Source organism: Vallitalea guaymasensis, from assembly GCF_018141425.1.
GTDB lineage: Bacteria > Bacillota > Clostridia > Lachnospirales > Vallitaleaceae > Vallitalea > Vallitalea guaymasensis.
Window position 1 is genome coordinate 4,013,607 of record NZ_CP058561.1, and the last position, 25,176, is coordinate 4,038,782.

Sequence of the window (25,176 nt, forward strand, 5' to 3'; positions counted from 1 at the left end):
TAATACTTGCCCTTGACAAAATTGCAAAACTAGAGTACATTATGTGTGAAATAAATATTAGCTAGGGGAGCCAGTTGGCTGAGAAAGTACGAATAGTATATTACTGACCCTTATAACCTGATACGGATAATGCCGTCGAAGGGAAGCAACAAAAGTGCGTTAATAATTTGCTTTCAGTCAATGATATCTTCCTAACTATGAGGAGGATTTTATTATGTTTCAAGAATTTCAAAATGCAATTTCAAGTGGAGAACTGCAAAATATTATTACTTCAACTTTAGGACAAATTATAATTGTAGTAGTTGCATTACTATTATTGACAATCGTTGTATCAGTGGGTAGTAAATCAAAAACCATGAAAACAAAAGAACTAGTCTATTCAGCTATTGCAATAGCTATAGCTATCGTATTATCACAGATAAAAATAATTAGACTTCCACAAGGTGGTTCAATAACTCCATTCAGTATGTTGTTCATAGTACTGATCGGATATTGGTTTGGTACAACTCAAGGTGTAATCTGTGGTATTACATATGGATTATTACAGTTGATAATTGATCCATGGGTAGTTCATCCTGCTCAATTATTATTGGATTATCCAATAGCTTTTGGAGCACTTGGCTTATCAGGATTATTCAGAAGAACACAAAATGGTTTGATGAAAGGCTTATTCATAGGAGCATTCTGCAGGTTTATCTGTCACTTCTTGACAGGAGTAATATTCTTTGCTAGTTATGCAGCAGATTTTAATATGAATCCAACCTTATATTCAATGGCATACAACATTTCTTATATAGCGGTTGAAGTATTCTTAACAGTAATACTATTATTCTTACCACCAGTAGATGACGCAATAAAACAATTAAAAAGATCTGCCATTTCATAGAACAAGTTTAGGATAATAATATCATAATGACATACACTAAGTAGAGATAGGAAACTATCTCTATTTTTTATCTTATCTTATAGAAGTTCTCAACTTCTAAAATATCATATAGAGATATATTACATCAATAAAAGAAAAGAAAGGAACTAATTATGAAGCAGATAAATTCTAAGGATAATGAAAACAGAACTAATGAATCAGGTAGTATAAGCGAAAATTTTGGCAGTACTAATTTTAATGATCTTGATGGTGTACCTGAAGGAATTATTGAAAAGAAACAAGAACATCAAAATGTCAGCAAAGATCATCCTTATATGGGTAACTTAACCTCTCACGAGATTGGTATGATGGCTAAATCGGGAGCGCTAGACAATGAAATGTTCAAGAGAATGATTTCTAATATCCAACAAGATACAGAAGATGGTCCAACATTGCCTTAATAAGCAGGGGGCTGTCGATAATACATTTTTGGAGATGGCACAACTTTTGGAAGATAGACAAGGTTTAGCTATCTTACTTGATATTTATGTTAAAAATGTATTATCCGACAGCCCCTATAATTTATTTACTGATATGTTAACAATGTATGAATTTATTAATTTTAATATAGTAATATAATGATATTAATGATAATATATATCAAAAGAAGTATATTAAGCATTTTTGAAGTTTGGAGGAAGGCATATGGGAAATGAATTAACTTTTTGGGTAGCGATATTTAATGGATTTCTATCTTTTTTTACTCCTTGTGTATTACCATTATTACCATTGTATTTTAGTTACCTTGCTGGAACAACAATTACAGACCTAGAGAAAAATAAGAATATCAGAAGAATAATGATAATAAATTCTATAGCATTCGTGTTAGGTCTTTCAATACTTAATATAACTCTTGGATTTGGAGCCAAAGTTATTAATAATACTCTTATAACATATCAAGATTATATCAGAAAAGCAGGAGGAATATTAATAATCATATTTGGACTTTATTTCATAGGAGTATTCAAGACAAAGCTGTTCAATAAAGAGAAGAAATATCAGTATAAGAATTACAGTCCTAGTTTTATTAAGTCACTATTACTTGGAATCACATTCAGTTTTGGATGGACACCATGTAATGGACCCATAATCGGAACAATCCTCTTTTTAGCCAGTTTTGAAAAAAATTATCTAAAAGCAGGAGGAATGATGCTGGTATATTCCATTGGATTCGCCATACCATTTTTGATATCAGCTCTATTATTGGGTAAGTTCATCAATAACTACAAAAAGATCTATAAGTATTTTGATAAGATAAAATTGGTTGCCGGAGTATTGATGATTATAATGGGAATAATGTTATACACTAATACCTTATCACTATTAGTTGTGAAATAAAATGTATAACTGATGTAATAAAGTAAAGAATTATAATGAAATAAAAAGTAGAAAATTATAATAAAATGAGGTGATTACAATGAAATTCAATAAGAAGTTTAATACTATACTTATCTTAGTGATGATACTTATTCTAATAACCGGTTGTAAGTCAGAAAAAGATAATATTGATGACAATAACACTAATAATATAGAATCAGAACTGGATAAAGAAAATGATAATAATGTAGTAGACGATAATGATAAAGATGGAGAAATGGCAGTTGGAGATAAAGAAACAGGTGAAGATGATAACATAGATGAAGATACTGATTCAAAGGACGAACAAGATACTCAGGAAGATGATAAAGACATGGTTGAGGAGCAGGTACCAGAGGGTGATAAAGAAACTGGAGATGATAATGAAGATAAGGAAACAATTGCAGCACCTGACTTTACATTAAGTGATGGAAAAGGTAACAGCTATACACTATCAGACTATAAAGGCAAATTAGTGTTTGTCAACTTCTTTACTACTTGGTGTGGTTACTGTAAAGATGAAATGCCTGATTTTCAAAAGATACATGAAAAATACAAAGATGATGATGTAGCCATAATAGCGGTTGATGTACAACATGATGCAAGTGAAAAGCCGATTGATGAAGTAATTGAGTGGGCTGAAGATTTAGGTATAACATTTCCTGTAGTATTTGATGAAGACGGTACTGCTACCGATAATTATTATATCAATGGTTATCCAACTACCTATGTGATTAGTAAAGAAGGAGATGTAATTGGGTACGTTAATGCCATGGATGAACAAGATATGGAAAAATTGATAAGTATGTATAGATAGATATAAATAGAAATTGATATAAAAAATTTGTCCTATTTTTCAATCATTATGATATAATATTATATGTATTTGGTACTGGTAAATTATGTATTTTATCAGTGGATATGCTTATAATCGAATTTTATTTTGATAAAGAGGGAATTAAAATGTTATGTGAAAGATGTCATAAAGAGCCTGCAACTGTATACTTGAATAAAATAATTAACGGAAAAAAACAAGAAATACATTTGTGCAGTAAATGTGCAATGGAGGTAAAAGAACTATATCCTCAGAATGATATATCTTTTGAAAGCTTTCTTAGTAGTCTTTTGGATATCAATAAAAACATTAATGTCAAAAGCTATAACAAAGAAGATGTCATCAGATGTGAAAAATGCGGTATGACATATAACGAATTCAAGAAAAAAGGCAAATTTGGATGTAGTCATTGCTATAAATCATTTTCCAGTTTGCTTAGCCCTGTTATAAAAAGAGTTCATGGAAGTAATATACATGTAGGTAAAATACCAAAAAGAACAGGTGGAAAAATAAAATTAAGGAAACAAATACAATCATTGGAAAATAAGTTGAGGGAAGCTGTTGTAAAAGAAGAATACGAAGATGCCGCTAAGTTTCGAGATGCCATAAGAGCATTGAAGAAGGAGGGTGGCATATGTTGAAATGGTTTGAAAAAAGCTCTGGTAGTGATGATGTAGTAATATCCAGCAGAGTAAGGTTAGCCAGGAATATAGAAGAGTATAATTTTCCTAGTAGACTATCAAAAGAAGATGCAGGAAGAATTATTGATGATGTAAAAGAAGCAGTATTAAATGCTCATGAAGATAATAGCTATTTCCATTCTGTAGATATGAACAAGTTATCATCTCTAGAAAAGGTAGCTATGGTTGAACGTCATGTGATTAGTCCTAATTTTGTACAAACATCAATACCTACAGGGCTTATATTATCAGAAGATGAAAGTATAAGCATCATGATAAATGAGGAAGACCACCTTCGTATTCAATCCATAACCAATGGTCTTAACTTAGATGAAGCATTACAGAATGCATATAGAATCGATGATTTATTAGAAGAAAAGATAAATTATGCATACGATGAAAATATAGGCTATCTGACATCTTGTCCTACTAATGTTGGAACGGGATTAAGAGCATCATATATGATACATGTACCAGCCCTTGAAACTACTGGTAAGCTGCAATTTATTTTAGATGCCATAGGGAAGTTTGGTATAACAGTAAGAGGCATATATGGTGAGGGTTCCAAAGCAAGAGGAAGTGTGTTTCAGATATCCAACCAGATTACATTAGGTCACTCTGAACAAGAAATCATTGATAACCTGACTAGTTTGACAAAACAGATTGTAGAACAAGAACGAGCCCTTAGAAATAAATTATTAAATGAAAAAAGATTGCAATTTGAAGATGCTGTATATCGTTCATACGGAATTCTAGCACATGCAAGAATAATTACATCCAAGGAAGCTATGACCTTATTATCAGATATAAAACTTGGATATGAACTGGGAATACTGAAGTCTGATATTAAAAATCCTATAAATATTTATGGACTCATGACTTGTATCCAACCAGCCAATCTTCAAAAAAAGATAAATAAAGAGTTAAAAATAGATGAAAGAGACATTGAAAGAGCAACTTATATAAGAAATAATTTGCCAAAGATAATATAAATTATTATAAGAAAGGATTTGAGTTAACTTATGATGGGTAGATTTACTGGACGTGCTCAAGAGGCTATAAGTTTGTCTAGACAAATAGCTAAAGAATTAGGTCATGGTTATGTTGGAACAGAGCACATCCTCTTGGGTCTAATAAAAGAAGGTAAGGGAGTTGCCGGAAAGATACTAAACAGTCAAGGTATAACAGAAGATGTTATTTTAGAAAAAATAAAAAAAATAGGCATTATAGGTAATGTTTCAACTGCCGATGTAGAGGACTTTACACCTAGAGCTAAAAGAGTTCTAGAGTCAAGTCTTAGAGAAGCAGTTAACATGAAAACCACTATGATAGGAACTGAACATATTTTATTAGCATTATTAAAAGAAACAGATTGTATTGCAGTAAAACTGATCAGTAGTTCAGGCGTGACTGTACAGAAATTATATCAACTAATATTAAAGAATCTTGGAGAATCACCAGCAGGTAAAGACGCTAACTCCTCACAGTCTAATAAAAAGTCTACTACACCAGTATTAGACCAATTTAGCAGAGACTTGACTAATATGGCCAAAGAGGGTGAATTCGATCCAATAATCGGACGAGATAGAGAAATTGAGAGAGTTATACAGATATTAAGCAGAAGAACCAAAAACAACCCATGTCTAATAGGGGAGCCTGGTGTCGGTAAAACTGCTATTGCAGAAGGACTGGCACAGAAAATTTCTAACGGTAATATACCAGAGACATTGAAAGATAAGAGAGTCGTTGCTCTTGATTTATCATCAATGGTAGCTGGTTCAAAATATAGAGGAGAATTTGAAGATAGAATCAAAAAAGCTCTAAAAGAGATAAAAGAGGCAGGAAATGTTTTATTATTCATTGATGAGATTCATACAATAGTTGGTGCAGGAGCAGCCGAAGGAGCTATTGATGCATCAAATATATTGAAACCTTCTCTAGCAAGAGGAGAAATACAGCTTATAGGAGCTACTACTCTTGATGAATATAGAAAATATATAGAAAAAGACTCTGCCTTAGAGAGAAGATTCCAACCTGTTAGAGTTGAAGAACCTTCAGAAGATGAATCCATTGATATACTTAGAGGATTAAAAGATATGTATGAGGCTCATCATAAAGTTCAAATAAAAGATGAAGCTGTAATAGCTGCGGTCAAATTATCTAATCGTTATATTACAGACCGTTACTTACCAGATAAAGCAATAGATTTAATAGATGAAGCTGCTTCAAAAGTAAGACTAAGTACTTTTACAGCACCTCCTGATATAAAAGATTTGGAAAGAGAATTAGAAGAACTTGAAAAAGATAAAGAAATAGCAATCAAGACAGAAGAATATGAAAAAGCTGGAGTCATCAAAAGAAAGCAAAATGAAATAAAAGAAAAACTGAATGCTTCCAAATTAGAATGGGAATCCAAGAATTCTAGGGCTAATCAAATAGTAGATGAAGAAGAAATTGCTGATATAGTCTCAAGTTGGACAGGTATACCAGTCAAGAAGCTCACAGAAGAAGAAGGAGAAAGACTTAAGAATCTTGAGGAATACCTTCATAAAAGAGTTGTGGGACAAGATGAAGCAGTCACAGCTATCTCTAAAGCCATTAGACGTGGAAGAGTAGGACTAAAAGATCCAAAAAGACCTATAGGATCATTCTTGTTCTTAGGTCCAACAGGTGTAGGTAAAACTGAGCTTACAAAAGCTTTAGCAGAAGCATTGTTTGGAGATGAAAGCGCTCTAATAAGAGTTGACATGTCTGAATACATGGAAAAACACAGTGTCTCAAAATTGATTGGATCACCTCCAGGATATGTAGGTTATGATGAAGGTGGTCAAGTAAGCGAAAAAATAAGAAGAAAACCTTATTCAGTAATATTATTTGATGAAGTTGAAAAAGCTCATCCAGAAGTATTTAATATATTATTACAAGTTCTAGATGATGGACATATAACAGATTCACAGGGAAGAAAAATTGATTTCAAGAATACCGTTATCATAATGACATCCAATGTTGGCGCAAGAAACATAGTTTCACCTGTAAAGTTAGGGTTCATTTCTGAAGTAGATGAAAAGAAAAATTATGAAAACATGCGTAAAAACGTTATGGATGAAGTTAAAAGACTATTCAGACCAGAATTCCTTAATAGGATAGACGAACTAATAGTTTTCCATTCCTTGACAAAAGAGAATATCCGTGAAATAGTAGGTATCATGATTAATCAAGTTGCTGTAAGACTTACCAAAAATGTTGGTATTGAACTTGAAGTGACAGATAGTGCAAAAGATTTCTTAGCAAAAGAAGGATTTGATGAAGCTTATGGTGCAAGACCTCTAAGAAGGGCAATTCAGTCAAAAGTGGAAGACAAATTAGCAGAAGAACTATTAGATAACAAAGTCAAATATGGGGATAAAGTCACTGTAGATATAAAGGACGATGAATTAATATTCAAGGTTTAAAATAATTACCATGTTAATTTTGTTAGTGCTATGTTATAATATATAAATGCAAAATAGATGAATATTTTTAGTAATATATGTTAATCTAGGGATAAATAGGGAAAAATTAATTTTTCTCTAGTATTTAAGGTTAAAATAATATATAATGTAGGTATTCAACTTTTTACGACAATATAGGAGGGTAAAGATGGCTGGTATTCAAGAAATAATCAGGGTAGAAGATGATAATACACTTAGTTTTGGAAATCATCTAATGGATGAAAAGAAAAAGGTAATTAATTTCGAAGTTGATGGACATATATATAAAGTGAAAACTTATGATGAAATAACAAGATTAGAAAAAAATGGAAGACTTCTTTTCGAATCAGTGCCAGGAACAACAGTTCATAATTTTTCTGTTAGTGATAAAATAATAGATTTTAAAGTTGAAGGAACAGAAGATGCACAGATTACTTTGGAATTAGAAGCAGACCAAGAATATAGAATTTATATTAACCAAGTACAAGTTGGAAAGATGAAATCCAACTTAGCTGGAAAAGTAAGTTTTAGTGTTGATTTTTCTAGTTGTGAAATGCAAAGCGTAACAATAAAAAAAGCATAAAAAATCTAGGACAGCTTAAGGGCTGTCCTTTGTTATGGAAAAAAATAAAATGTGAAATTGGCATATCCTTGTAAAAATAATTGTTTTATGATATTATTTTTTTGTGCAAATGAGGAGGATTATATGAATTACTTTATAGCTTTTTTGACAGCTTTTTTAATCGTGTATCTATTAATTCCACAACTAAAGAAATTCGCAATAAAAATTGATTTTGTTGATAAACCGACATCTAGGAAAATCCATAAAAACCCTGTTCCAGGGTTAGCGGGAATAGCAATCTTTCTAGGTTTTATAGTCACTTATCTGTTCTTCAATGGAGGAATAAACAGCAAATCCATAGCATTACTTGTTGGTTCATTGATGATTTTATCTATTGGTATAATTGATGACTGGTTTAAAACCAAGAGAAAAGAATTTCCAGCGTTACCTAAATTTATTGTGCAAATGGGTGCAGCTGTTGTTGCCTATCAATCAGGTATGGTTTTTTATGGTTTCACAAATCCAATAACACATGAATATGTTTTACTGCCTGTGATATTACAGTTTATATTAACTGTCACATGGATATTTGGTGTTACAACAGTTATTAATTTTATTGATGGTTTAGACGGTTTAGCTGGTGGTATTTCCGCCATATCTGCTGTAACATTATTTATTGTTGCATTAGCAAAAGGTCAGGTAAATTCAGCCATGATGGCTATTATATTAACTGGTGTACTTATAGGATATTTGAGATATAATAAACAACCTGCACAAATATATATGGGTGATGCAGGTGCAACTTTTATAGGATATATATTAGGAGTTATAGCTTTGGATGGAGCATTCAAACAAGCAACCGTGTTATCTTTACTTATACCAATTCTTGCTCTAGGAGTACCTATATTTGATAACATTTTTGTAGTAATAAAACGCTTTTTAGAAGGGAAATCTGTATATAAAGCAGATAGAAGTCAAGTTCATTACAGACTTTTATCAGCAGGATTGAATCAAAAACAAGTAGTTACATTTCTATGTTTAGTTAATTTTTGCATGGGATTGATATCAATAATTCTATTGTTGTTGAAAGTTTAATAGGAGGACGTTATGGCAAAGCAGAAAAATGTATTTGTATGTCAAGAATGTGGTAACGAGTCAGCAAAGTGGATGGGACAATGTCCAGCATGTAAACAGTGGAACACATTTGTTGAAGAAGTCAAGATAAAAACAAAGAATGTGCATACCAATAATGATATAGATATAAAGAATAAGCCTAAAAAGCTTTCATGTATAGAAATGAACGAAGAAGAAAGAGTATCGACCAAGATTAGTGAATTAGACCGTGTACTGGGCGGAGGAATAGTAAAAGGTTCACTGACTTTGGTTGGTGGTGACCCAGGAATAGGAAAATCAACATTGTTATTACAGATGTGTCAATATCTTTGCGGACAAGATATAGACGTTTTATACATATCAGGAGAAGAATCCCTCCAACAAATAAAAATGAGGGCAGATAGATTAGAAGTTAATGGAGAAAGACTGACTCTATACACTGAAACCAATCTTTCATTATGTATCAAAGCCATCAAGGAATTACAACCAAGGGTAGTAATAGTTGATTCCATCCAGACCATCTTCAGTGATGACATAACATCAGCCGCTGGAAGCGTAAGTCAAGTCAGAGAAGTTACATCCTCATTAATGAAAGTTGCCAAAGGACTTGGAGTATCAACATTCATTGTTGGACATGTAACTAAAGAAGGTGCAATAGCTGGACCTCGTGTATTAGAACATATGGTGGATACAGTATTATACTTTGAAGGGGTTAGAAGTGCATCTTACAGAGTACTTCGAGCTGTCAAAAACAGATTCGGCTCAACTAATGAAATAGGCGTATTTGAAATGAGAGATAAAGGATTAGAAGAAGTCCCCAATCCATCAGAATATATGCTAACAGGCAGACCACTTAACAGCCCCGGTTCAATAGTAACCTGTTGTATGGAAGGAACCAGACCCATGTTAGTTGAAGTACAAGCATTAATGAGTCCCACTAATTTTGGTATGCCTAGAAGAACCGCAACTGGAACAGACTATAACAGAGTAGTACTCCTTATGGCAGTTCTAGAAAAAAAGATAGGTATGCAGTTAGCAAGCTACGACAGCTACGTCAACATAGCAGGTGGACTAAAAATAACAGAACCCAGCCTTGACCTAGGAATCGTATGCGCCATAGCATCAAGCTTCAAAAATATCCCAGTAGACTCTAAAACAGTCATCATGGGAGAAGTTGGACTTACTGGAGAAGTAAGAGGGATAACAATGGCAGAAAAAAGAATACTAGAATCTAAAAAACTAGGATTCAAAAAATGCATAATCTCAAAAGCAAATATCAAAAACCTTAATATAGACGGCATAGAGATCCTAGGAGTCGAAAATGTATCCCAAGCACTAAACTACATATTCTAATATTAATGTAATATAGAAATTATATATAATCAAAAAAATTTATATTAGATTCAATTAATAGTGAACTTTAAATCCAATTTTAATATAATCTGTAATACCCAAAAGTCAGTCTAGTCAGAAGAAAAAATGTTTTGTAACAACTACCAATAACCTAAAAGCAAAATAGTATATGTATATGTGGAGTAGTGAGGCATATACATATACTATTTTGCAAAAGCCAAGTCAGAACAAAACATTTTTTCTGACTCACTTCCACATTCAATAATCAATCAACCAACCCTATTCAATATTAAACTTCCCAAGCAAATTAACCTTATTCATCTCCTGCAACAATATATCATTAAGATTAAGGTCAAAAGAATTACTTATACAAGCCAAATGATACAGACAACTCCCAATATCATTTTCTATCCTATCCCTACAGTCTTCACACAAAGTACCTGTGATATGATGAGGATCAAGAATTTTAATCATATCCAAATTAATATCATCATTATAAGAATAGAGCTTATTATTGGCATTAATCTCAATGCACCCACAATAAGTACAAGCTCTGATAATATTTTTATTAAGCTTAGCAGCCACTTCTTGTAATTTAGCTAATTGATCAAGTATGTTTTTATTAAAATAATCGTTTTCTTTAACTGTACATTGAAATTTCTCTGTTATTGTATGATTTAGATTAGACACAAGATCACCCCGTTTAACATTATAATAATATATTACCATATATTTACAATATATAAAAGAGCTTATTTATAAAATTTTGAGAAAATTAAAAGAGAATTCTATCCTTGCACCATAAATGTCTAAAAATGACAAAATATCGGTTTCTGAATAGAATTCTATTATAATAAGAAAGCTTTGTCTAATTCAGCTTATATAATACAATTAAGTATTATCTTGTGTATCAAATACTATTTCTATAATGCCAAAAACTTATCAATATCTTTTTTAACTATCTCAAGAGAACTTCTCCAGAAATCAACATCATGAGAGTCGATATCCATGATAGCCAATACGTCTTTAACATCATTTTTACCTGTTGCTTCAAGAAGTTTATCATACTTAGGTAAGAAATCATTACCCATCTCAAGATACTTAGCATATAAACCTTTTGCAAATAATAAACCAAAAGCATAAGGGAAGTTATAGAAATTAGCATCAAAATAATAATAGTGTGGTTTACAATTCCACATATATGGATGTAATACATTATGGTCAAGTCCATCACCATAAGCTTCTTTTTGAGCCTCTAACATAATCTCTTTTAACTCATCCACTGATAATGAAGCATCTTTTCTCTTTTCAAATAAAGCTGTTTCAAATAAATAACGGCTATATATATCAACAATTGTTTGATTAGAACCCATGATATCAGTTTCCAAGATAACAAGAGCCTCTTCATCTGTTGCATTCTTAAGAGCCGCATTCATAACTATAGTCTCACAGAAAATAGAAGCAGTCTCAGCTATTGGCATTGGGTAATCACTATTCAAGCTTGTCTCATCTTTCAAGCAATCACCATGATATCCATGTCCAAGTTCATGAGCTAATGTAGTAACATCGTTAAGACTTCCAGAGAAGTTAGCCATGATCCTACTTTCTTTTATACAATGAAGATTACTGCAATAAGCCCCACCTATCTTACCTTCTCTAGGTTCTGCATCAATCCATCTGTTTTCAAATGCATTGTCAGCAAAATTACCAAGCTTATTACTGAAGGAGCTGAAGTTTTTAACAATAAAATCTCTTGCTTCTTCAAATGTATATGACATATCAACTTCACCTACTGGAGCGAATAAGTCATAGAATGGAAGAGAACCTTCATGTCCAAGCATCTTAGCTTTCTTCTTAAGATATTTATGGAAATGAGGTAAATATTCTTTTATAGCTGTCATCATAGCATCTAGAGTTTCTTTATCCATTCTTGCACCAACAAGTGTCATATCAAGAGGAGACTCATAACCTCTTTTTTTAGCTATAGTGACAACTTCTCCTTTAATAGCATTAAGACAAGCTGCTGAAGACTGATCAATTTTTTCATATGCCTTTAACTCAGCTTCATAAGCTTTTTTCCTTTTTTCAGCTGATGGGTCATAAGCATAATTTCTAATAACAGTCAAAGGTAATTTCTCATCTTCATAATCAACCAATAGTGAAGATGTAACAGTATCTTGTAACTTAGCCCAAGCATTAGAACCTGTATTTTGCATCTCAGCGATTAACTGCTCTTCTGCATCACTCAATAAATACTTTGATAATCTTTTGCTACTTTTGATAATGAATTCATGTTCTTTTAACATATCCGATGAAGCAATGATTTCATCAAGATTATCTAAATCACTGATCCATTTTTGAAACTTAACATCAATAATAGTTAGTTTAGGAAGGTAACTTTCTACTCTTTCCATTTGTTTTAGAGCTGTTACATTTTTAGTATCAACACTATAAATTAAATAACCATAATCATATAATCTGCTTATGCAATTCTCTATATTGTTTTTGCTTTCCAGATATTTTTCAAGCTTATCTTTAGCATTATCAGTATCTGTAAAATTAGTATTTACAAAATCTGTAGTGTCTTTTATTAGTTTATCTACAAGCTGAAAGTCATTTTTTAATTCCTCACACTCAAAAGAAGTGTAAAGTTTGTCGAGATTCCATCTCATGTTCATATTTGTTCCCTCCTAGATATAAATTTTCATTAGAACTATTATGTATTATAACAGTTATACCCTCCTAACAATCTAATTCTAACACAAAATATCATTTTTTCTATAACAATTTGGAAAATAATTGAATTATTTTCATAAACTAATGTTTTTTTATTGATAGGTAAACAAGCCTCTAGTATAATAACAATAGAACAATTAATTAAAAGAGGAGGAACAATATATGCCATGGTGTCCAAAATGTAAATGTGAATATGAAGAAGGTGTCAAACTATGTGCAGATTGTAAAATTGAGCTAGTGGACAGCTTAGAAGATATTATTGAGTGGAAGCCATTAATAAAGACAACTGAGGAAGAACAAATTATTCAAGTAAAAGAATATCTAGAATACAGCGGCATAAAAGATGTAAAATACGAAAAAATTCAAGACGAAGATGGAGAGGAAGAAAATCAATACTACTATGCTATCTTTGTCACCGAAAAAGAACTAGAAGAATCAATAAAATTTCTAAAAGGTTACATGCTTACAAAAGCAGAAGAAAAAAAGGAACAAGAAAACGAAGAAGATGATGAAGAAGAAGAAATAACCAATGAGTACGAAACAGAAAACTATAACGACGATACAGCCTTAAAAGACCTAAAATCAAGTGTCTATACATTTGGAGTAATCGGTGCGGCCCTCGTAGTAGTAAGTATCCTATCTTTATTGGAAGTTATAGCAATCAACTTTAGCAACAAATATTTATTCTCTGGCTTACTACTAGCAATAGGTATAGCATTTGTCATAGTAGCAATAAACAGCGCAAAAAGAATTGGCAACGAATCAAATAAAATAACTAATAGAGATAATGACATCAACAAAATAATAGAATGGTTCGGAGACAACTACAATCTGGATGATTTTGCTGACAAATATGAATTGAACTTTGAAGACTTGGATGAAGGAGCTATCTATTACTTGGTAATGGATAAACTAAAATTAATTATCAGTAACCAATTTGTAGAAATGGACAAAAAGATAATCAATACTGCTTCTGAGATTATATATGAAAAAATGAACACACAATAGTAAAAGGTTGGAGGAGTGGTATATTGAACGATTTATCTTTTGAACTTGGAACATATGTTACAGAACTTAGACGTTATTTCCACCAAAACCCAGAGTTGAGCCTAAACGAATATAACACTAACAAAAAGATTATTCAAGAACTAGAATCCATAGGAGTTCCTTACTATACTATTTGTAAGACAGGAGTTGTAGCAACCATTCAAGGCAAACCCGGAAAAACTGTTGCCCTACGAGCAGATATTGATGCACTCCCTATAGAAGAAAAAAATGATATCAGCTATAAGTCTAAAACTAAAGGCTTAATGCATGCATGCGGACATGATGCTCATACCGCCATGTTACTTGGTGCCGTAAAAATTCTAAACGAAAATAAAGACAATATTAATGGTTCCATAAAAATAATCTTTCAACCCGCAGAAGAAACTGGTGAAGCAACCCAAGATATAGTCGCAACTGGCATATTAAACAATGTAGACTCTATATTCGCTATTCATGTCATCACTGATCTTCCAACTGGAAAAATATCAATTGAAAGCGGTCCACGTATGGCAGGTGTCGACGACTTCACTATAACAATAACAGGATCTGGAGGACACGGAGCACTACCTCATCTAGGTACCGATGCTATCGTAGCTGCCTCTAATCTTGTAGTCAATTTACAGGAAATAATATCCCGTGAAATCAATCCATTAGACTCAGCAGTAATAACTATCGGAAAATTCGACGCTGGAGTCAAAGCAAATATTCTAGCCTCAAAGGCTGTCCTATATGGCTGCCTAAGATCCTTTAGCGTTGACACAAGAGATTACTGTAAACAAGCATTACTTAGAATAGCTACAAATACAGCACAAATGTATAATACATCAGCAACTATTAACTATACCAAATCTCTACTACCTGTAATCAATGACATATATTGTAGTGAAATAGCCAAAAAAGCAGTAAAAAAAATAGCAGGCGAACAAGCACTAACCCTAAAACCAAAAATGACAGCCTCCGAAGACTTCTCCCGCTACTTAGAACAAGTCCCAGGAGTTTTCGCTTTCTTAGGAGTTTGTGACGGAACCCCCAACACATCCTACCCACTTCATCACGACTGCTTCCAAATTGACGAAAAAGCACTACAACTTGGCAGCAAACTATACGCACAATACGCCCTACAATTTCTATCAAACACCAAATGAGATAATTCAACAGGAATTTGTTAATAGGTTACATATTATAGATACTATGTTCTCAACGAACAAACGACATATTCTCCGAAGGGTATAAGGGATTAGAATAACGCAGACCGATCGCTTCCCAGAGTAAGGCAAGTTATTCTAATCCCTTATACCCTGACCCATTTGTACCATCTATTACCACCCCCAGCTACTCTAAAATAAAATCAATAAACTTCCTCCCCGCAATGGACAACGGAATATTCTTCTTACTAACTATCCCAAGACTTCTCTCATTCAACACCTCCCTAGTCTTTATCTCAAAAACATCCTTCAATAACTCCTCATCCATACAATAATCCGGAACCAAAGAAATCCCAAGATTAATCTTAGCCAACTCAACTAGCAAATCAATACTAGTAAGCTCTATCTCAGGAGACAAAACAAGCCCCTTAGACTCAAAAACCCCATTAATATACTGACTAGTTGTAGTATTCTTCTCCAACATCAATAGAGGATACTTAATCAATTCTTTCAAAGACACCCTTTTACCCTTTAGCTCTTCAAAATCATTCCCACCAATAAAAATATCACTGAACTTATAAAACTCCCTAACCTCCATAGAACTACCAATATTCTTGTTAGGAAGATTAGTAACAATAAAATCCACACTACCTTGCTTTAACAAATCCACACATTTGATTGATGTTCTATTAGTGACCTGTAGATGAATATTAGGATAAACCGAATGGAATTTCTTGAAATAAGGTAAAAGAATATATTTACAAATAGTATCACTGGCACCTATATGAATCTTTCCTTGATTAAGACTCCTTGTCTCCATTATGTTATTCTCACCATTATGAATTAGATTAATAGCTGGTTCAATGTGCTGTAACAAAAGACTCCCTTCATGAGTAAGAGTCACCCTTTTGGTATTGCGATTGAACAAAGTTGTATTAAGATTCTTTTCAAGAGTTTTAATAGATTGACTAACTGCCGATTGAGAAATAAAGAGCTTAGTAGATGCTTCAGAAAAACTTAAAGTAGTAGCTACATAATAAAAAACTTTGTAAAGCTCCAGATTAATATTCATTTATTAATTCTCCTTATAAGTGATATTAGTATTATTAATTTTACTTAATAATCATAGCATGGTATTATTATAATGTAAATAGAAACCGTAGGAGGTTATTATGAATACAATTAGAAGAGTTTTCGTTGAGAAAAAAATCGGATGTAATACAGAAGCAAAACATTTGCTTAATGATCTTAGAAATAATTTGTCTTTAGATAGTTTAGATAACGTAAGAATAGTAAATCGCTATGATGTAGCCCATGTAACAGATGAAGCTTATAAAAGCGCTCTGAATACTATATTTTCAGAGCCACAAGTAGATATATTATCAGAAGAAGTTATGAATCTTAATAACAAAGAAACAGCTTTTGCAGTAGAATACCTGCCTGGACAATATGATCAGAGAGCAGACCAAGCTGCCAGTTGTATCAAAATACTAAATGCAGACGAAAGTCCTGTAGTTAGAGTAGCAAAAGTAATTGTTCTACAAGGAAATATTAGCGACAAAGACTTATCAAGAGTAAAAAAATATTATATCAATCCAGTTGACTCAAGAGAAGCACAACTTGATAAACCAAAAACTCTAGAATTGGAATTCGATATTCCAAAGACTGTTCCTTATATAGATGGATTCATATCCATGAATGAAGAGCAGATAGGAGAACTGTGGAAACAACTAGGACTTGCTATGAGTACCCCTGACTTATTATTTACTAGGGAATATTTTGCTAACGTAGAAAAAAGAAATCCAACTATTACAGAAATTAGAGTTTTAGATACTTATTGGTCAGATCATTGTAGACATACAACATTCTTGACAGCTATTGAGAATGTTACTTTTGAAGATGGAAAATATAATGAGCCTGTACAATCAACATACAAAAAATATTTAGAAGACAGAAAAGCAGTTTTAGGAGATAAAGCAGATAAAAAAGATGTATGCCTAATGGATATAGCATTACTTGCAATGAAAAAGCTAAGAGTAGATGGACTCTTAGATGATTTAGAAGTATCTGAGGAAATCAATGCTTGTAGTATTGTGGTAGATGTAGATGTTGATGGTAAAGATGAAGAATGGCTGGTTATGTTCAAAAATGAAACTCATAACCATCCAACAGAGATTGAACCATTTGGTGGAGCCGCAACTTGTCTTGGAGGAGCAATCAGAGACCCATTGTCAGGACGTTCATATGTTTATCAAGCAATGAGGGTTACAGGTTCAGGAGATCCAAGGACTTCACTTGACAAAACATTACCCGGGAAATTATCACAGAAAAAAATAGCATCAGAAAGTTCTCATGGTTATAGCTCTTACGGTAATCAGATAGGACTTGCAACTGGTAAGGTTCATGAAATATATCATCCTAATTATGTTGCAAAACACATGGAAATAGGCGCTGTCATTGCAGCAGCTCCAAGAGAAAATGTTATAAGAGAAACTTCTGATGAAGGAGATATAATAATACTATTAGGTGGAAGAACAGGTAGAGATGGTTGTGGTGGAGCAACAGGTTCATCAAAAGAGCATACTGAAGATTCCATCCATACTTGTGGTGCTGAAGTACAAAAAGGAAATCCACCAACAGAAAGAAAGATTCAACGTTTGTTTAGAGACAAAAAAGTAAGTAATATGATAAAAAAATGTAATGATTTTGGAGCAGGTGGAGTATCAGTTGCTATAGGTGAATTAGCAGATGGTCTTATTATTGATCTAGATAAAGTTCCTAAAAAATATGCAGGTCTTGATGGAACAGAACTTGCTATATCAGAGTCACAAGAAAGAATGGCTGTAGTTGTTGATAAAAATTCTGTTAATGAGTTCATTGCTTGTGCTAATAAAGAAAACTTGGAAGCTGTTGTTGTTGCCAATGTAACAAAAGAAAAAAGATTAGTGATGAATTGGAACGGAAACAGTATTGTAGATATCAGTAGAGATTTCTTAGATACCAATGGAGCAAAAGCAACAACAGATGTACATGTTCTATCACCAATACAAGAAAATAATTATTTTGTTCAAAAAGAAGAAAAAGAAGATACAGTTAAAGATAAATGGCTTGATATAATGGCAGATATCAATGTTGCATCCCAAAAGGGATTAGTAGAAAAATTTGATAGTTCCATCGGAGCTTGTAGTGTATTTATGCCTTATGGGGGTAAATATCAGCTAACTCCTACTGAAACAATGGTTGCCAAGATACCATTGCTAGAGGGGGATACATCTACAGGAACTGTCATGAGTTATGGTTATAATCCATATCTTATGTCATGGAGTCCTTATCATGGTTCCGTATATTCTATTGTAGAATCAATAGCTAAGATTGTTGCTACAGGTGGAGATTACAAGAAAATCAGATTCACTTTCCAAGAATATTTCAAACGTCTTGGTAAAGATAGTAGTAGATGGGGAGAGCCTTTTAGTGCTTTACTCGGAGCTTATCATGTTCAAGAGATATTAAACCTTCCTTCAATAGGCGGTAAGGACAGTATGTCAGGAACTTTTAATGACATAGATGTTCCTCCTACTTTAGTATCATTTGCAGTAGATGTAGTAGATGTTAATAAAGTAATATCACCAGAACTTAAAAAGGCAGATAGTAACCTTATATGTATACCATTATCAAGAGATTCCTATGATTTGCCTGATTTTGAAGAGCTTAAGAAAAATTATTCCAAGATACATGAACTTATCATTGATGGTAAAATACTATCAGCTCATACAGTTGGTTATGGTGGATTAGTAGAAGCTATATCAAAGATGGCTATGGGTAATAAAATAGGAGTAAATATTAATGACTCAATTACTGCCGAGAAGCTATATTCAAGAGATTATGGTAGTATACTGATAGAAATTGATGGGAACATAAAATATAATGAGATACTAGATGGACTTAATTATATTCAAATAGGTAATACAACATCAGAGACAGCTATTAGATATAAAAATGAAGTAATAAATATTGATGAGATTATTGATACATGGACAAATACATTGGAAGATGTATATCCAACTAAAACAAAAGAGACTAATAATGTAAAAGACCAATTGTACAAAGAAAACAAAGTATATACTTGTAAAAATAAAATAGCTAGACCAAAAGTATTCATTCCTGTATTCCCTGGGACTAATTGTGAATATGATTCAGCAAAAGCTTTTGAACAAGCAGGAGCAGACGTAGATATGTTCGTGTTCAAGAATCTAACATCAAAAGACATAAAAGAATCTATAAAAGTTATGGCTGACAAGATTGATAATAGTCAAATGGTTATGATTCCTGGTGGTTTTAGTGCAGGTGATGAACCAGAAGGGTCAGGTAAATTCATTGCAACTGTATTTAGAAATGAATACATCAAGAATGCTGTACTTGAATTATTACAGAACAGAGATGGACTTATGCTTGGTATATGTAACGGCTTCCAATCACTTATCAAGCTTGGACTTGTACCATATGGAGACATCAGGGAATTAACTAATGATGACCCAACTCTTACTTATAACACAATAGGTAGACATATATCTTGTATGGTCAATACGAAAATAATATCAAATAAATCACCTTGGTTAGCTAATGTAAATGTTGGTGACATACATGCTATACCTGTATCACATGGTGAAGGTAGATTCATAGTGAACGAAGCTATAGCTAAAAAACTATTTGATAATGGTCAAGTAGCTACACAATACGTGGATTTTGAAGGTAATCCAACAATGGATATTAGATTTAATCCAAATGGTTCATTATACGCTATTGAAGGTATAACTAGTCCTGATGGTAGAGTGCTTGGAAAAATGGGACATTCAGAACGTATTGGTACCAATGTTGCTAACAACATAATTGGTCAAAAAGATCAAATGATATTTAAATCAGGTGTAGAATATTTTACTAAATAGAGTGTAGATATTATTATTAAATATTTTTATATATAATAAATGTGTAAAAGTATCAACTAAGCCTTCTTGTTAATAATTAGAATATATTAACGAGAAGGCTTGTGTTTTGGTAAAAATAACTAATATACAGTTTTTTGACAAACAATTATAACTATATTAATTTTATCAACTAAACCTAGGAAATTGTTCTATTACATATATTTAACATAAATTTATCATGAAATAAATTGATAAATATCTCCATTTATTGTATAATTATAGAAAAATTACAATTTATTGTAAAATTAATGGAGGTCAGATTATGAAAAATATTTTGAAAAAAGTAAGTATTTTCACAATTGCAGTTGCCTTGATGATGGAATTAATATCAACGTCAGTATTAGGATGGGCTGGCGAACTTGACCAAGATCCAAACACACATACTCTGTTGGTAACTCAAGCTTTACAAATTTTAGAAAATGACTTAACTTTAGATGACAGAAATAATAGTGATTTCATGGATGTAATTAATAGATTAAAGGCATCCATAGAAGATTTTAAACGTGGTGCTATTATGCCAGATTTCGATGATAAAAATTTCTCATTATATCAAGACCATTTCTATAATCCTTATACCAAAACTAATTTTACTGCTTCTAACGAAGGAGAACTCGCTTTTCTAGATTTTGTATATCAAACAGCTGAATATCGTTCAAAAGAATATATAGGATGGGCATTACAATATTGGAAAAGTGGAGACTATAATAACGCAATATATACTTTAGGAAATGCAATGCATTACTTTGCTGACTTATGTAATCCTCATCATGCATCAAATGCTATAGGTGGTACCCAAGAGCATATTACAAAACATAGTACCTTTGAAACCTATGTAGAAAATACTAAAGATCAATACACTATAACTACACTAGGGGGCAATACAAGTACATCTAATTATTCTGATACATTACAAGATGAATATCTACCAGATTTTATAACTAAGGAATGTGATATAAGAGCTATAATTGGATATGAGCAATACCATAACAATTTTGTAGCTGATAATGAATCTACATGGAATGGTGTAGCAGACGTTACAATGAAAAGTACTCAAAGAGGAATAGCTAGAGTTTTATATCGATTTGCAAAAGAGATTGCAAACCCATCTTCTGTATGCAGTAATACATATGATAGTAATATTACCCTTAATATTCGTGTCAAAACAAAAGATGGTGCACTAACTGATACTTATGGAACAGATAATGATGTATACTTTGGTGTAGAATTGAAAAATGGTAGAATGCACGAGTGGAAGTTAGATAAATCAGGCTACAATGATCATGAAAAAGGTGATAATGATACATATACTGTTACATTAGAAAAATCAGCAGGCTCTGAAATAAGAAAAGCTTGGATACGAAAACAAAGGGGCTGGGAAGCAGGAACTGCTGAAGATAACTGGTATCCTATAGAGGTAGAAGTGACTAGCAGTGATAATCAATGCCATTTCTTGAAACCTCTTGATATGTGGTTTATTGGTAATACAGGTGTTGATATAGTTGTATCTGACTGCAATTATGTTTTGGACAAGGTTGATGTTCGTATAAAAACCAAAGACGGTGGTCTATTTGATGCCTATGGAACAGATAGCGATGTATATTTTGGAGTCCAGTTAAGTGATGGTACAACCCATGAAAATCTGTTAGATAAATCAGGTTACAATGATTTTGAAAAAGGTGATAATGATTGGTATTCTATAGAATATTCTAGATTGCCTAATACTGTAATTACAAAAGCATGGTTAAAAAAAGTTGGCAGTGATGATTGGTATCCAGAGAATATCACAATAACTAATGATGATCTTAACTTCAACGCTGATATAAATCAGTGGTTTTACGATAATACTATAAAAGAATGGGTATTCTAAAAAAATGATAAACTTCTATTTGCATCAGATACATATTTAAGATGTAACACGTATTATATTCAAGGATATTTACATAAACAAAAAAACCTCAATTATGGGGTTTTTTTGTTATGACTTAATAAGTATGATATAATCTACTATTTATAATCATCAACGTCAAAAACTCTATCTTTATAATAGTATTTGCGGTCAGATTCTGTTATTTCACGAATTACTTTGCAAGGATTTCCTACTGCAATCATGTTATCAGGAATATCTTTTGTAACAACGCTACCAGAACCGATTACCACGTTGTTGCCGATATTTACACCAGGATTTATGACTACATTGCCACCAATCCAGACATTATCTCCAATAGTTACTCCTATACCATATTCATAGCCAGAATTACGAGAATCTGGGTGAATAGGGTGCCCTGCTGTATAGACAGCTACATTAGGAGCAAACATTACATTCTTACCGATTTTTATTTTACCAACATCAAGCATTATACAATTATAATTTGCAAAAAAGTTTTCGCCTACTTCAATATTTTTACCATAATCACAACGGAAAGGCTGTTCAATAAAAATATTTTCTCCTGATTTGCCAAGTATGCTTTTAATAGTAGATTTCATCTCTTCTGTTTTATCTGGAGATAAATTATTATAAGAGTATATTTTTTTCTTGTTTTTCATTCTTTCTTCTTCTAAGCCATCTAACCACGCTTTATAAGGTAGTTCAGCCAGCATTCGTTCCTTTTGAGTCATTTGATTCACCTCTAATAATATATTGTTTTGATAGTAGATTTAAACTTTTTTCAGTATATCATATTAAAGTTCTTAATTCTATATCTTTTAATTTTCGTATATATAAATAAATATAACAATGAGTATGCCTATGTTAAATTGTATAGTACTATAATAATATAATATTCTATTAAAACTAAAATTGGTATAATATTGTGTTAAATGAATGATTGATAAAAACAGAAACCATAAAAACTATATACAAATATATTTAATACAGCTATATTAATGATAAATACATACATAACAAAAATTAAAATGAAGGATGATAAATAAAAAGTTGCATAAATCTATAAAAATGTGTTGACATATTCCAGAATTCGTATATAATGAATATATAAATATTGAACATAAGTTACATGATAATCTTTTTAAATAAACATCTTTCATATTAATAAATACAACGATGTATTTTATTTTGTAGACAAAGTGGTCTATATACTCAAACAAGAGTATGTAGGCCTTTTTTTGTTCAGTTTTATGAGCATTTTAGGGAAGATACTAAGCTATGACTTAATGATTTTCCTAGTGTTAAAAAAGATTAGCTTGACCTATGTTCCACTAAAAGAAGGAGGTTGAAAATGAATAAAATAACCAAAATCGATATTATTACCAGGCCTAGCAAGGTGGAAGAATTAAAAGAAGCATTTAATGAAATAGGTATTACCGGTATGACATTTTCACATGTATTAGGATGTGGACAGCAAAAAGGTAAAACAAAATATTACAGGGGTAATAAATATAGTATTGATCTATTACCAAAATCAAAAATCGAGATAGTGGTTTGTGAAGTACCAGTGGAAGTAGTTGTTGAGACAGCACAAGAAGTACTTAGGACAGGGGAAATAGGGGACGGTAAAATTTTTATATATCCAGTAGAAAATGTAATAAAAGTTCGTACTGGTGAAGAAGGCGTAGACGCTTTATAAAATAAATATAATGATAGGAGTGGAATTTTTAATGGAAGAGATTAAGTTTATTTTGGATAACATATGGATTTTGATAGCTACAACATTAGTATTTTTTATGCAAGCAGGATTTGCAATGGTAGAAACAGGATTTACTAGAGCAAAAAATGCAGGGAATATAATAATGAAGAATTTAATGGACTTTGCCATTGGTTCAATAATGTTCTGGATAATTGGATATGGATTAATGTACGGAAAATCAATAGGAGGATTAATTGGAACTCCTGATTTACTATTTCTTAATAATACTGATTATACAGCACTTATATTTCAAACAGTCTTTTGTGCTACAGCAGCTACCATAGTATCAGGTGCAATGGCAGAAAGAACCAAGTTCATATCCTACTTGATATATAGTTTCTTCATATCAGTAATAATATATCCCGTAGCTGGGCATTGGATATGGGGTGGAGGATGGTTGAGCCAACTTGGTTTCCATGATTTCGCAGGTTCGACTGTTGTTCATTCAGTTGGAGGATGGTGTGCTTTGGTTGGAGCTTCTATCATTGGACCACGTATAGGAAAATATACGAAAGATGGAAAATCACGAGCTATACCAGGGCATAGTTTGACATTAGGTGCATTAGGGGTATTCATACTATGGTTTGGATGGTTTGGTTTTAACCCAGGTTCTCAGTTGGCAGCTTCATCGGGGGCAGATATAGCATCAATATCAAAAATCTTTGTTACAACGAACTTGGCGGCTGCAATTTCTGCTATTGTAACTATGAGTGTTACGTGGATAAGATACAAAAAGCCAGATGTTTCAATGACCCTAAATGGTGCATTAGCAGGACTTGTTGCAATTACTGCAGGATGTGCAGTGGTTACTCCAGTAGGAGCTGTCATGATAGGTATTATCTCAGGTGTGACCATAATATTTGGTATAGAATTTATTGACAAGATATTGAAGATTGATGACCCAGTAGGAGCTATTGGTGTACACGGAATATGTGGAGCATTGGGAACTATCTGTGTTGGTTTATTTTCAGCCGATGCAGAAGTTGGATTAGGTCTATTCTATGGAGGTGGAGTTAGACAATTAGGTGTTCAGGCATTAGGAGTAGTCACCGTAGCAGGTTGGGTAATCACAATTGCATTTATCATCTTCAAAGCAGTTGATCTGACTATTGGATTGAGAGTAAATAAAAAAGAAGAGAATATAGGATTAGATATAGAAGAACATGGTATAGAGAGTTATGCTGATTTTGAGATAAAGGTGATGTAATATACAAAATAAAGAATTATATAAAGCATAGCATTAGTAACTAATATAGTTATCAATGCTATGTTTTGTATAAGGTTACAATTGATATTATTGATTGAAATAAATTATTATTTTAATATAT

At 32.2% G+C, this 25,176-nt stretch carries 18 protein-coding genes, 2 pseudogenes and 1 riboswitch; of the genes and pseudogenes, 16 read left to right on the forward strand and 4 right to left on the reverse strand.

From position 1 onward, the window contains the following. The first annotated feature begins 53 nt into the window (after positions 1-53). Positions 54-161: riboswitch (TPP riboswitch) on the forward strand. A gap of 53 nt (positions 162-214) precedes the next feature. The 10 genes from thiT (at position 215) to radA (ending at position 10,294) form a co-directional block, all read left to right on the forward strand. Beyond that, positions 215-886, forward strand: coding sequence for an energy-coupled thiamine transporter ThiT (thiT, locus tag HYG85_RS17180; RefSeq protein ID WP_242986455.1), 672 nt, complete (start codon positions 215-217; stop codon positions 884-886). 152 nt (positions 887-1,038) lie between these two features. Continuing rightward, the gene (locus HYG85_RS17185; protein WP_212690689.1) at positions 1,039-1,326 is read left to right on the forward strand and encodes a hypothetical protein; all 288 of its coding nucleotides are present in this window, start codon (positions 1,039-1,041) and stop codon (positions 1,324-1,326) included. A 244-nt stretch (positions 1,327-1,570) separates the two neighbouring features. Then, complete coding sequence (locus HYG85_RS17190; protein WP_212690690.1) at positions 1,571-2,263, forward strand: cytochrome c biogenesis CcdA family protein; 693 nt, start codon at positions 1,571-1,573, stop codon at positions 2,261-2,263. Positions 2,264-2,342: 79 nt separating this feature from the next. After that, positions 2,343-3,098 (forward strand): TlpA disulfide reductase family protein, encoded by a 756-nt coding sequence (locus tag HYG85_RS17195; protein ID WP_212690691.1) that lies wholly within the window; start codon positions 2,343-2,345, stop codon positions 3,096-3,098. 146 nt (positions 3,099-3,244) lie between these two features. Beyond that, positions 3,245-3,757 (forward strand): UvrB/UvrC motif-containing protein, encoded by a 513-nt coding sequence (locus HYG85_RS17200; RefSeq protein WP_113674263.1) that lies wholly within the window; start codon positions 3,245-3,247, stop codon positions 3,755-3,757. Further along, the gene (locus HYG85_RS17205) at positions 3,751-4,788 is read left to right on the forward strand and encodes a protein arginine kinase (RefSeq protein ID WP_212690692.1); all 1,038 of its coding nucleotides are present in this window, start codon (positions 3,751-3,753) and stop codon (positions 4,786-4,788) included. Before HYG85_RS17200 ends, HYG85_RS17205 begins: the two co-directional genes overlap by 7 nt. A 30-nt stretch (positions 4,789-4,818) precedes the next feature. Then, positions 4,819-7,248, forward strand: coding sequence for an ATP-dependent Clp protease ATP-binding subunit (locus HYG85_RS17210; RefSeq protein WP_212690693.1), 2,430 nt, complete (start codon positions 4,819-4,821; stop codon positions 7,246-7,248). Between the two features lie 187 nt (positions 7,249-7,435). Further along, positions 7,436-7,849, forward strand: a complete 414-nt coding sequence (locus tag HYG85_RS17215) for an endosialidase (RefSeq protein WP_113674266.1) — start codon at positions 7,436-7,438, stop codon at positions 7,847-7,849. Between the two features lie 123 nt (positions 7,850-7,972). Then, positions 7,973-8,923 carry an MraY family glycosyltransferase gene (locus HYG85_RS17220; protein WP_212690694.1) on the forward strand — a complete coding sequence of 317 codons (951 nt, stop codon included), beginning with the start codon at positions 7,973-7,975 and terminating at the stop codon, positions 8,921-8,923. A gap of 12 nt (positions 8,924-8,935) precedes the next feature. Next, on the forward strand, positions 8,936-10,294 hold the full coding sequence (gene radA / locus HYG85_RS17225) for a DNA repair protein RadA (protein WP_212690695.1): 1,359 nt from the start codon (positions 8,936-8,938) through the stop codon (positions 10,292-10,294). A gap of 279 nt (positions 10,295-10,573) precedes the next feature. Here the strand turns inward: radA and HYG85_RS17230 are convergent, their stop codons facing one another. Continuing rightward, a complete protein-coding gene (locus tag HYG85_RS17230) occupies positions 10,574-10,984 on the reverse strand; it encodes a DUF1573 domain-containing protein (protein WP_113674269.1) in 411 nt (136 codons plus the stop codon). 233 nt (positions 10,985-11,217) lie between these two features. Continuing rightward, positions 11,218-12,972 (reverse strand): M3 family oligoendopeptidase, encoded by a 1,755-nt coding sequence (locus HYG85_RS17235; protein WP_212690696.1) that lies wholly within the window; start codon positions 12,970-12,972, stop codon positions 11,218-11,220. A 220-nt stretch (positions 12,973-13,192) separates the two neighbouring features. On the opposite strand from HYG85_RS17235, the gene HYG85_RS17240 reads away from it, so the two are divergent. Then, on the forward strand, positions 13,193-14,038 hold the full coding sequence (locus HYG85_RS17240; protein WP_212690697.1) for a hypothetical protein: 846 nt from the start codon (positions 13,193-13,195) through the stop codon (positions 14,036-14,038). 23 nt (positions 14,039-14,061) lie between these two features. Continuing rightward, entirely contained in the window at positions 14,062-15,222 is a 1,161-nt protein-coding gene (locus HYG85_RS17245; RefSeq protein ID WP_212690698.1) for an amidohydrolase, read from the forward strand. 187 nt (positions 15,223-15,409) lie between these two features. Here the strand turns inward: HYG85_RS17245 and HYG85_RS17250 are convergent, their stop codons facing one another. Beyond that, positions 15,410-16,294, reverse strand: a complete 885-nt coding sequence (locus HYG85_RS17250; RefSeq protein ID WP_212690699.1) for a LysR family transcriptional regulator — start codon at positions 16,292-16,294, stop codon at positions 15,410-15,412. A 100-nt stretch (positions 16,295-16,394) separates the two neighbouring features. Between HYG85_RS17250 and HYG85_RS17255 the strand changes: the two genes are divergently transcribed. Both HYG85_RS17255 and HYG85_RS17260 read left to right on the forward strand, forming a co-directional pair. After that, positions 16,395-20,165, forward strand: a complete 3,771-nt coding sequence (locus HYG85_RS17255; RefSeq protein WP_212690700.1) for a phosphoribosylformylglycinamidine synthase — start codon at positions 16,395-16,397, stop codon at positions 20,163-20,165. Between the two features lie 301 nt (positions 20,166-20,466). Further along, on the forward strand, positions 20,467-22,071 hold the full coding sequence (locus HYG85_RS17260; RefSeq protein WP_212690701.1) for a PLAT/LH2 domain-containing protein: 1,605 nt from the start codon (positions 20,467-20,469) through the stop codon (positions 22,069-22,071). 137 nt (positions 22,072-22,208) lie between these two features. On the opposite strand, the gene HYG85_RS17265 is transcribed toward HYG85_RS17260, so the two are convergent. Continuing rightward, positions 22,209-22,820 (reverse strand): sugar O-acetyltransferase, encoded by a 612-nt coding sequence (locus HYG85_RS17265; protein ID WP_212690702.1) that lies wholly within the window; start codon positions 22,818-22,820, stop codon positions 22,209-22,211. Positions 22,821-23,446: 626 nt separating this feature from the next. On the opposite strand from HYG85_RS17265, the pseudogene HYG85_RS17270 reads away from it, so the two are divergent. Both HYG85_RS17270 and HYG85_RS17275 read left to right on the forward strand, forming a co-directional pair. Next, a pseudogene (locus HYG85_RS17270) lies at positions 23,447-23,788 on the forward strand (P-II family nitrogen regulator); the annotation flags it as partial. Between the two features lie 31 nt (positions 23,789-23,819). Then, positions 23,820-25,037, forward strand: a pseudogene (locus tag HYG85_RS17275) (ammonium transporter); the annotation flags it as partial. Between the last annotated feature and the right edge of the window lie 139 nt (positions 25,038-25,176).

What these genes read in the sequence shown, in the direction of transcription:
- radA (WP_212690695.1), top strand. Translation starts at nt 8,936, where the DNA reads ATGGCAAAGCAGAAAAATGTATTTGTATGTCAAGAATGTGGTAACGAG.
- HYG85_RS17260 (WP_212690701.1), top strand. Translation starts at nt 20,467, where the DNA reads ATGAAAAATATTTTGAAAAAAGTAAGTATTTTCACAATTGCAGTTGCC.
- thiT (WP_242986455.1), top strand. Translation starts at nt 215, where the DNA reads ATGTTTCAAGAATTTCAAAATGCAATTTCAAGTGGAGAACTGCAAAAT.
- HYG85_RS17195 (WP_212690691.1), top strand. Translation starts at nt 2,343, where the DNA reads ATGAAATTCAATAAGAAGTTTAATACTATACTTATCTTAGTGATGATA.
- HYG85_RS17200 (WP_113674263.1), top strand. Translation starts at nt 3,245, where the DNA reads ATGTTATGTGAAAGATGTCATAAAGAGCCTGCAACTGTATACTTGAAT.
- HYG85_RS17185 (WP_212690689.1), top strand. Translation starts at nt 1,039, where the DNA reads ATGAAGCAGATAAATTCTAAGGATAATGAAAACAGAACTAATGAATCA.
- HYG85_RS17240 (WP_212690697.1), top strand. Translation starts at nt 13,193, where the DNA reads ATGCCATGGTGTCCAAAATGTAAATGTGAATATGAAGAAGGTGTCAAA.
- HYG85_RS17220 (WP_212690694.1), top strand. Translation starts at nt 7,973, where the DNA reads ATGAATTACTTTATAGCTTTTTTGACAGCTTTTTTAATCGTGTATCTA.
- HYG85_RS17265 (WP_212690702.1), bottom strand. Translation starts at nt 22,820, where the DNA reads ATGACTCAAAAGGAACGAATGCTGGCTGAACTACCTTATAAAGCGTGG.
- HYG85_RS17250 (WP_212690699.1), bottom strand. Translation starts at nt 16,294, where the DNA reads ATGAATATTAATCTGGAGCTTTACAAAGTTTTTTATTATGTAGCTACT.
- HYG85_RS17215 (WP_113674266.1), top strand. Translation starts at nt 7,436, where the DNA reads ATGGCTGGTATTCAAGAAATAATCAGGGTAGAAGATGATAATACACTT.
- HYG85_RS17255 (WP_212690700.1), top strand. Translation starts at nt 16,395, where the DNA reads ATGAATACAATTAGAAGAGTTTTCGTTGAGAAAAAAATCGGATGTAAT.
- HYG85_RS17205 (WP_212690692.1), top strand. Translation starts at nt 3,751, where the DNA reads ATGTTGAAATGGTTTGAAAAAAGCTCTGGTAGTGATGATGTAGTAATA.
- HYG85_RS17190 (WP_212690690.1), top strand. Translation starts at nt 1,571, where the DNA reads ATGGGAAATGAATTAACTTTTTGGGTAGCGATATTTAATGGATTTCTA.
- HYG85_RS17210 (WP_212690693.1), top strand. Translation starts at nt 4,819, where the DNA reads ATGATGGGTAGATTTACTGGACGTGCTCAAGAGGCTATAAGTTTGTCT.
- HYG85_RS17235 (WP_212690696.1), bottom strand. Translation starts at nt 12,972, where the DNA reads ATGAACATGAGATGGAATCTCGACAAACTTTACACTTCTTTTGAGTGT.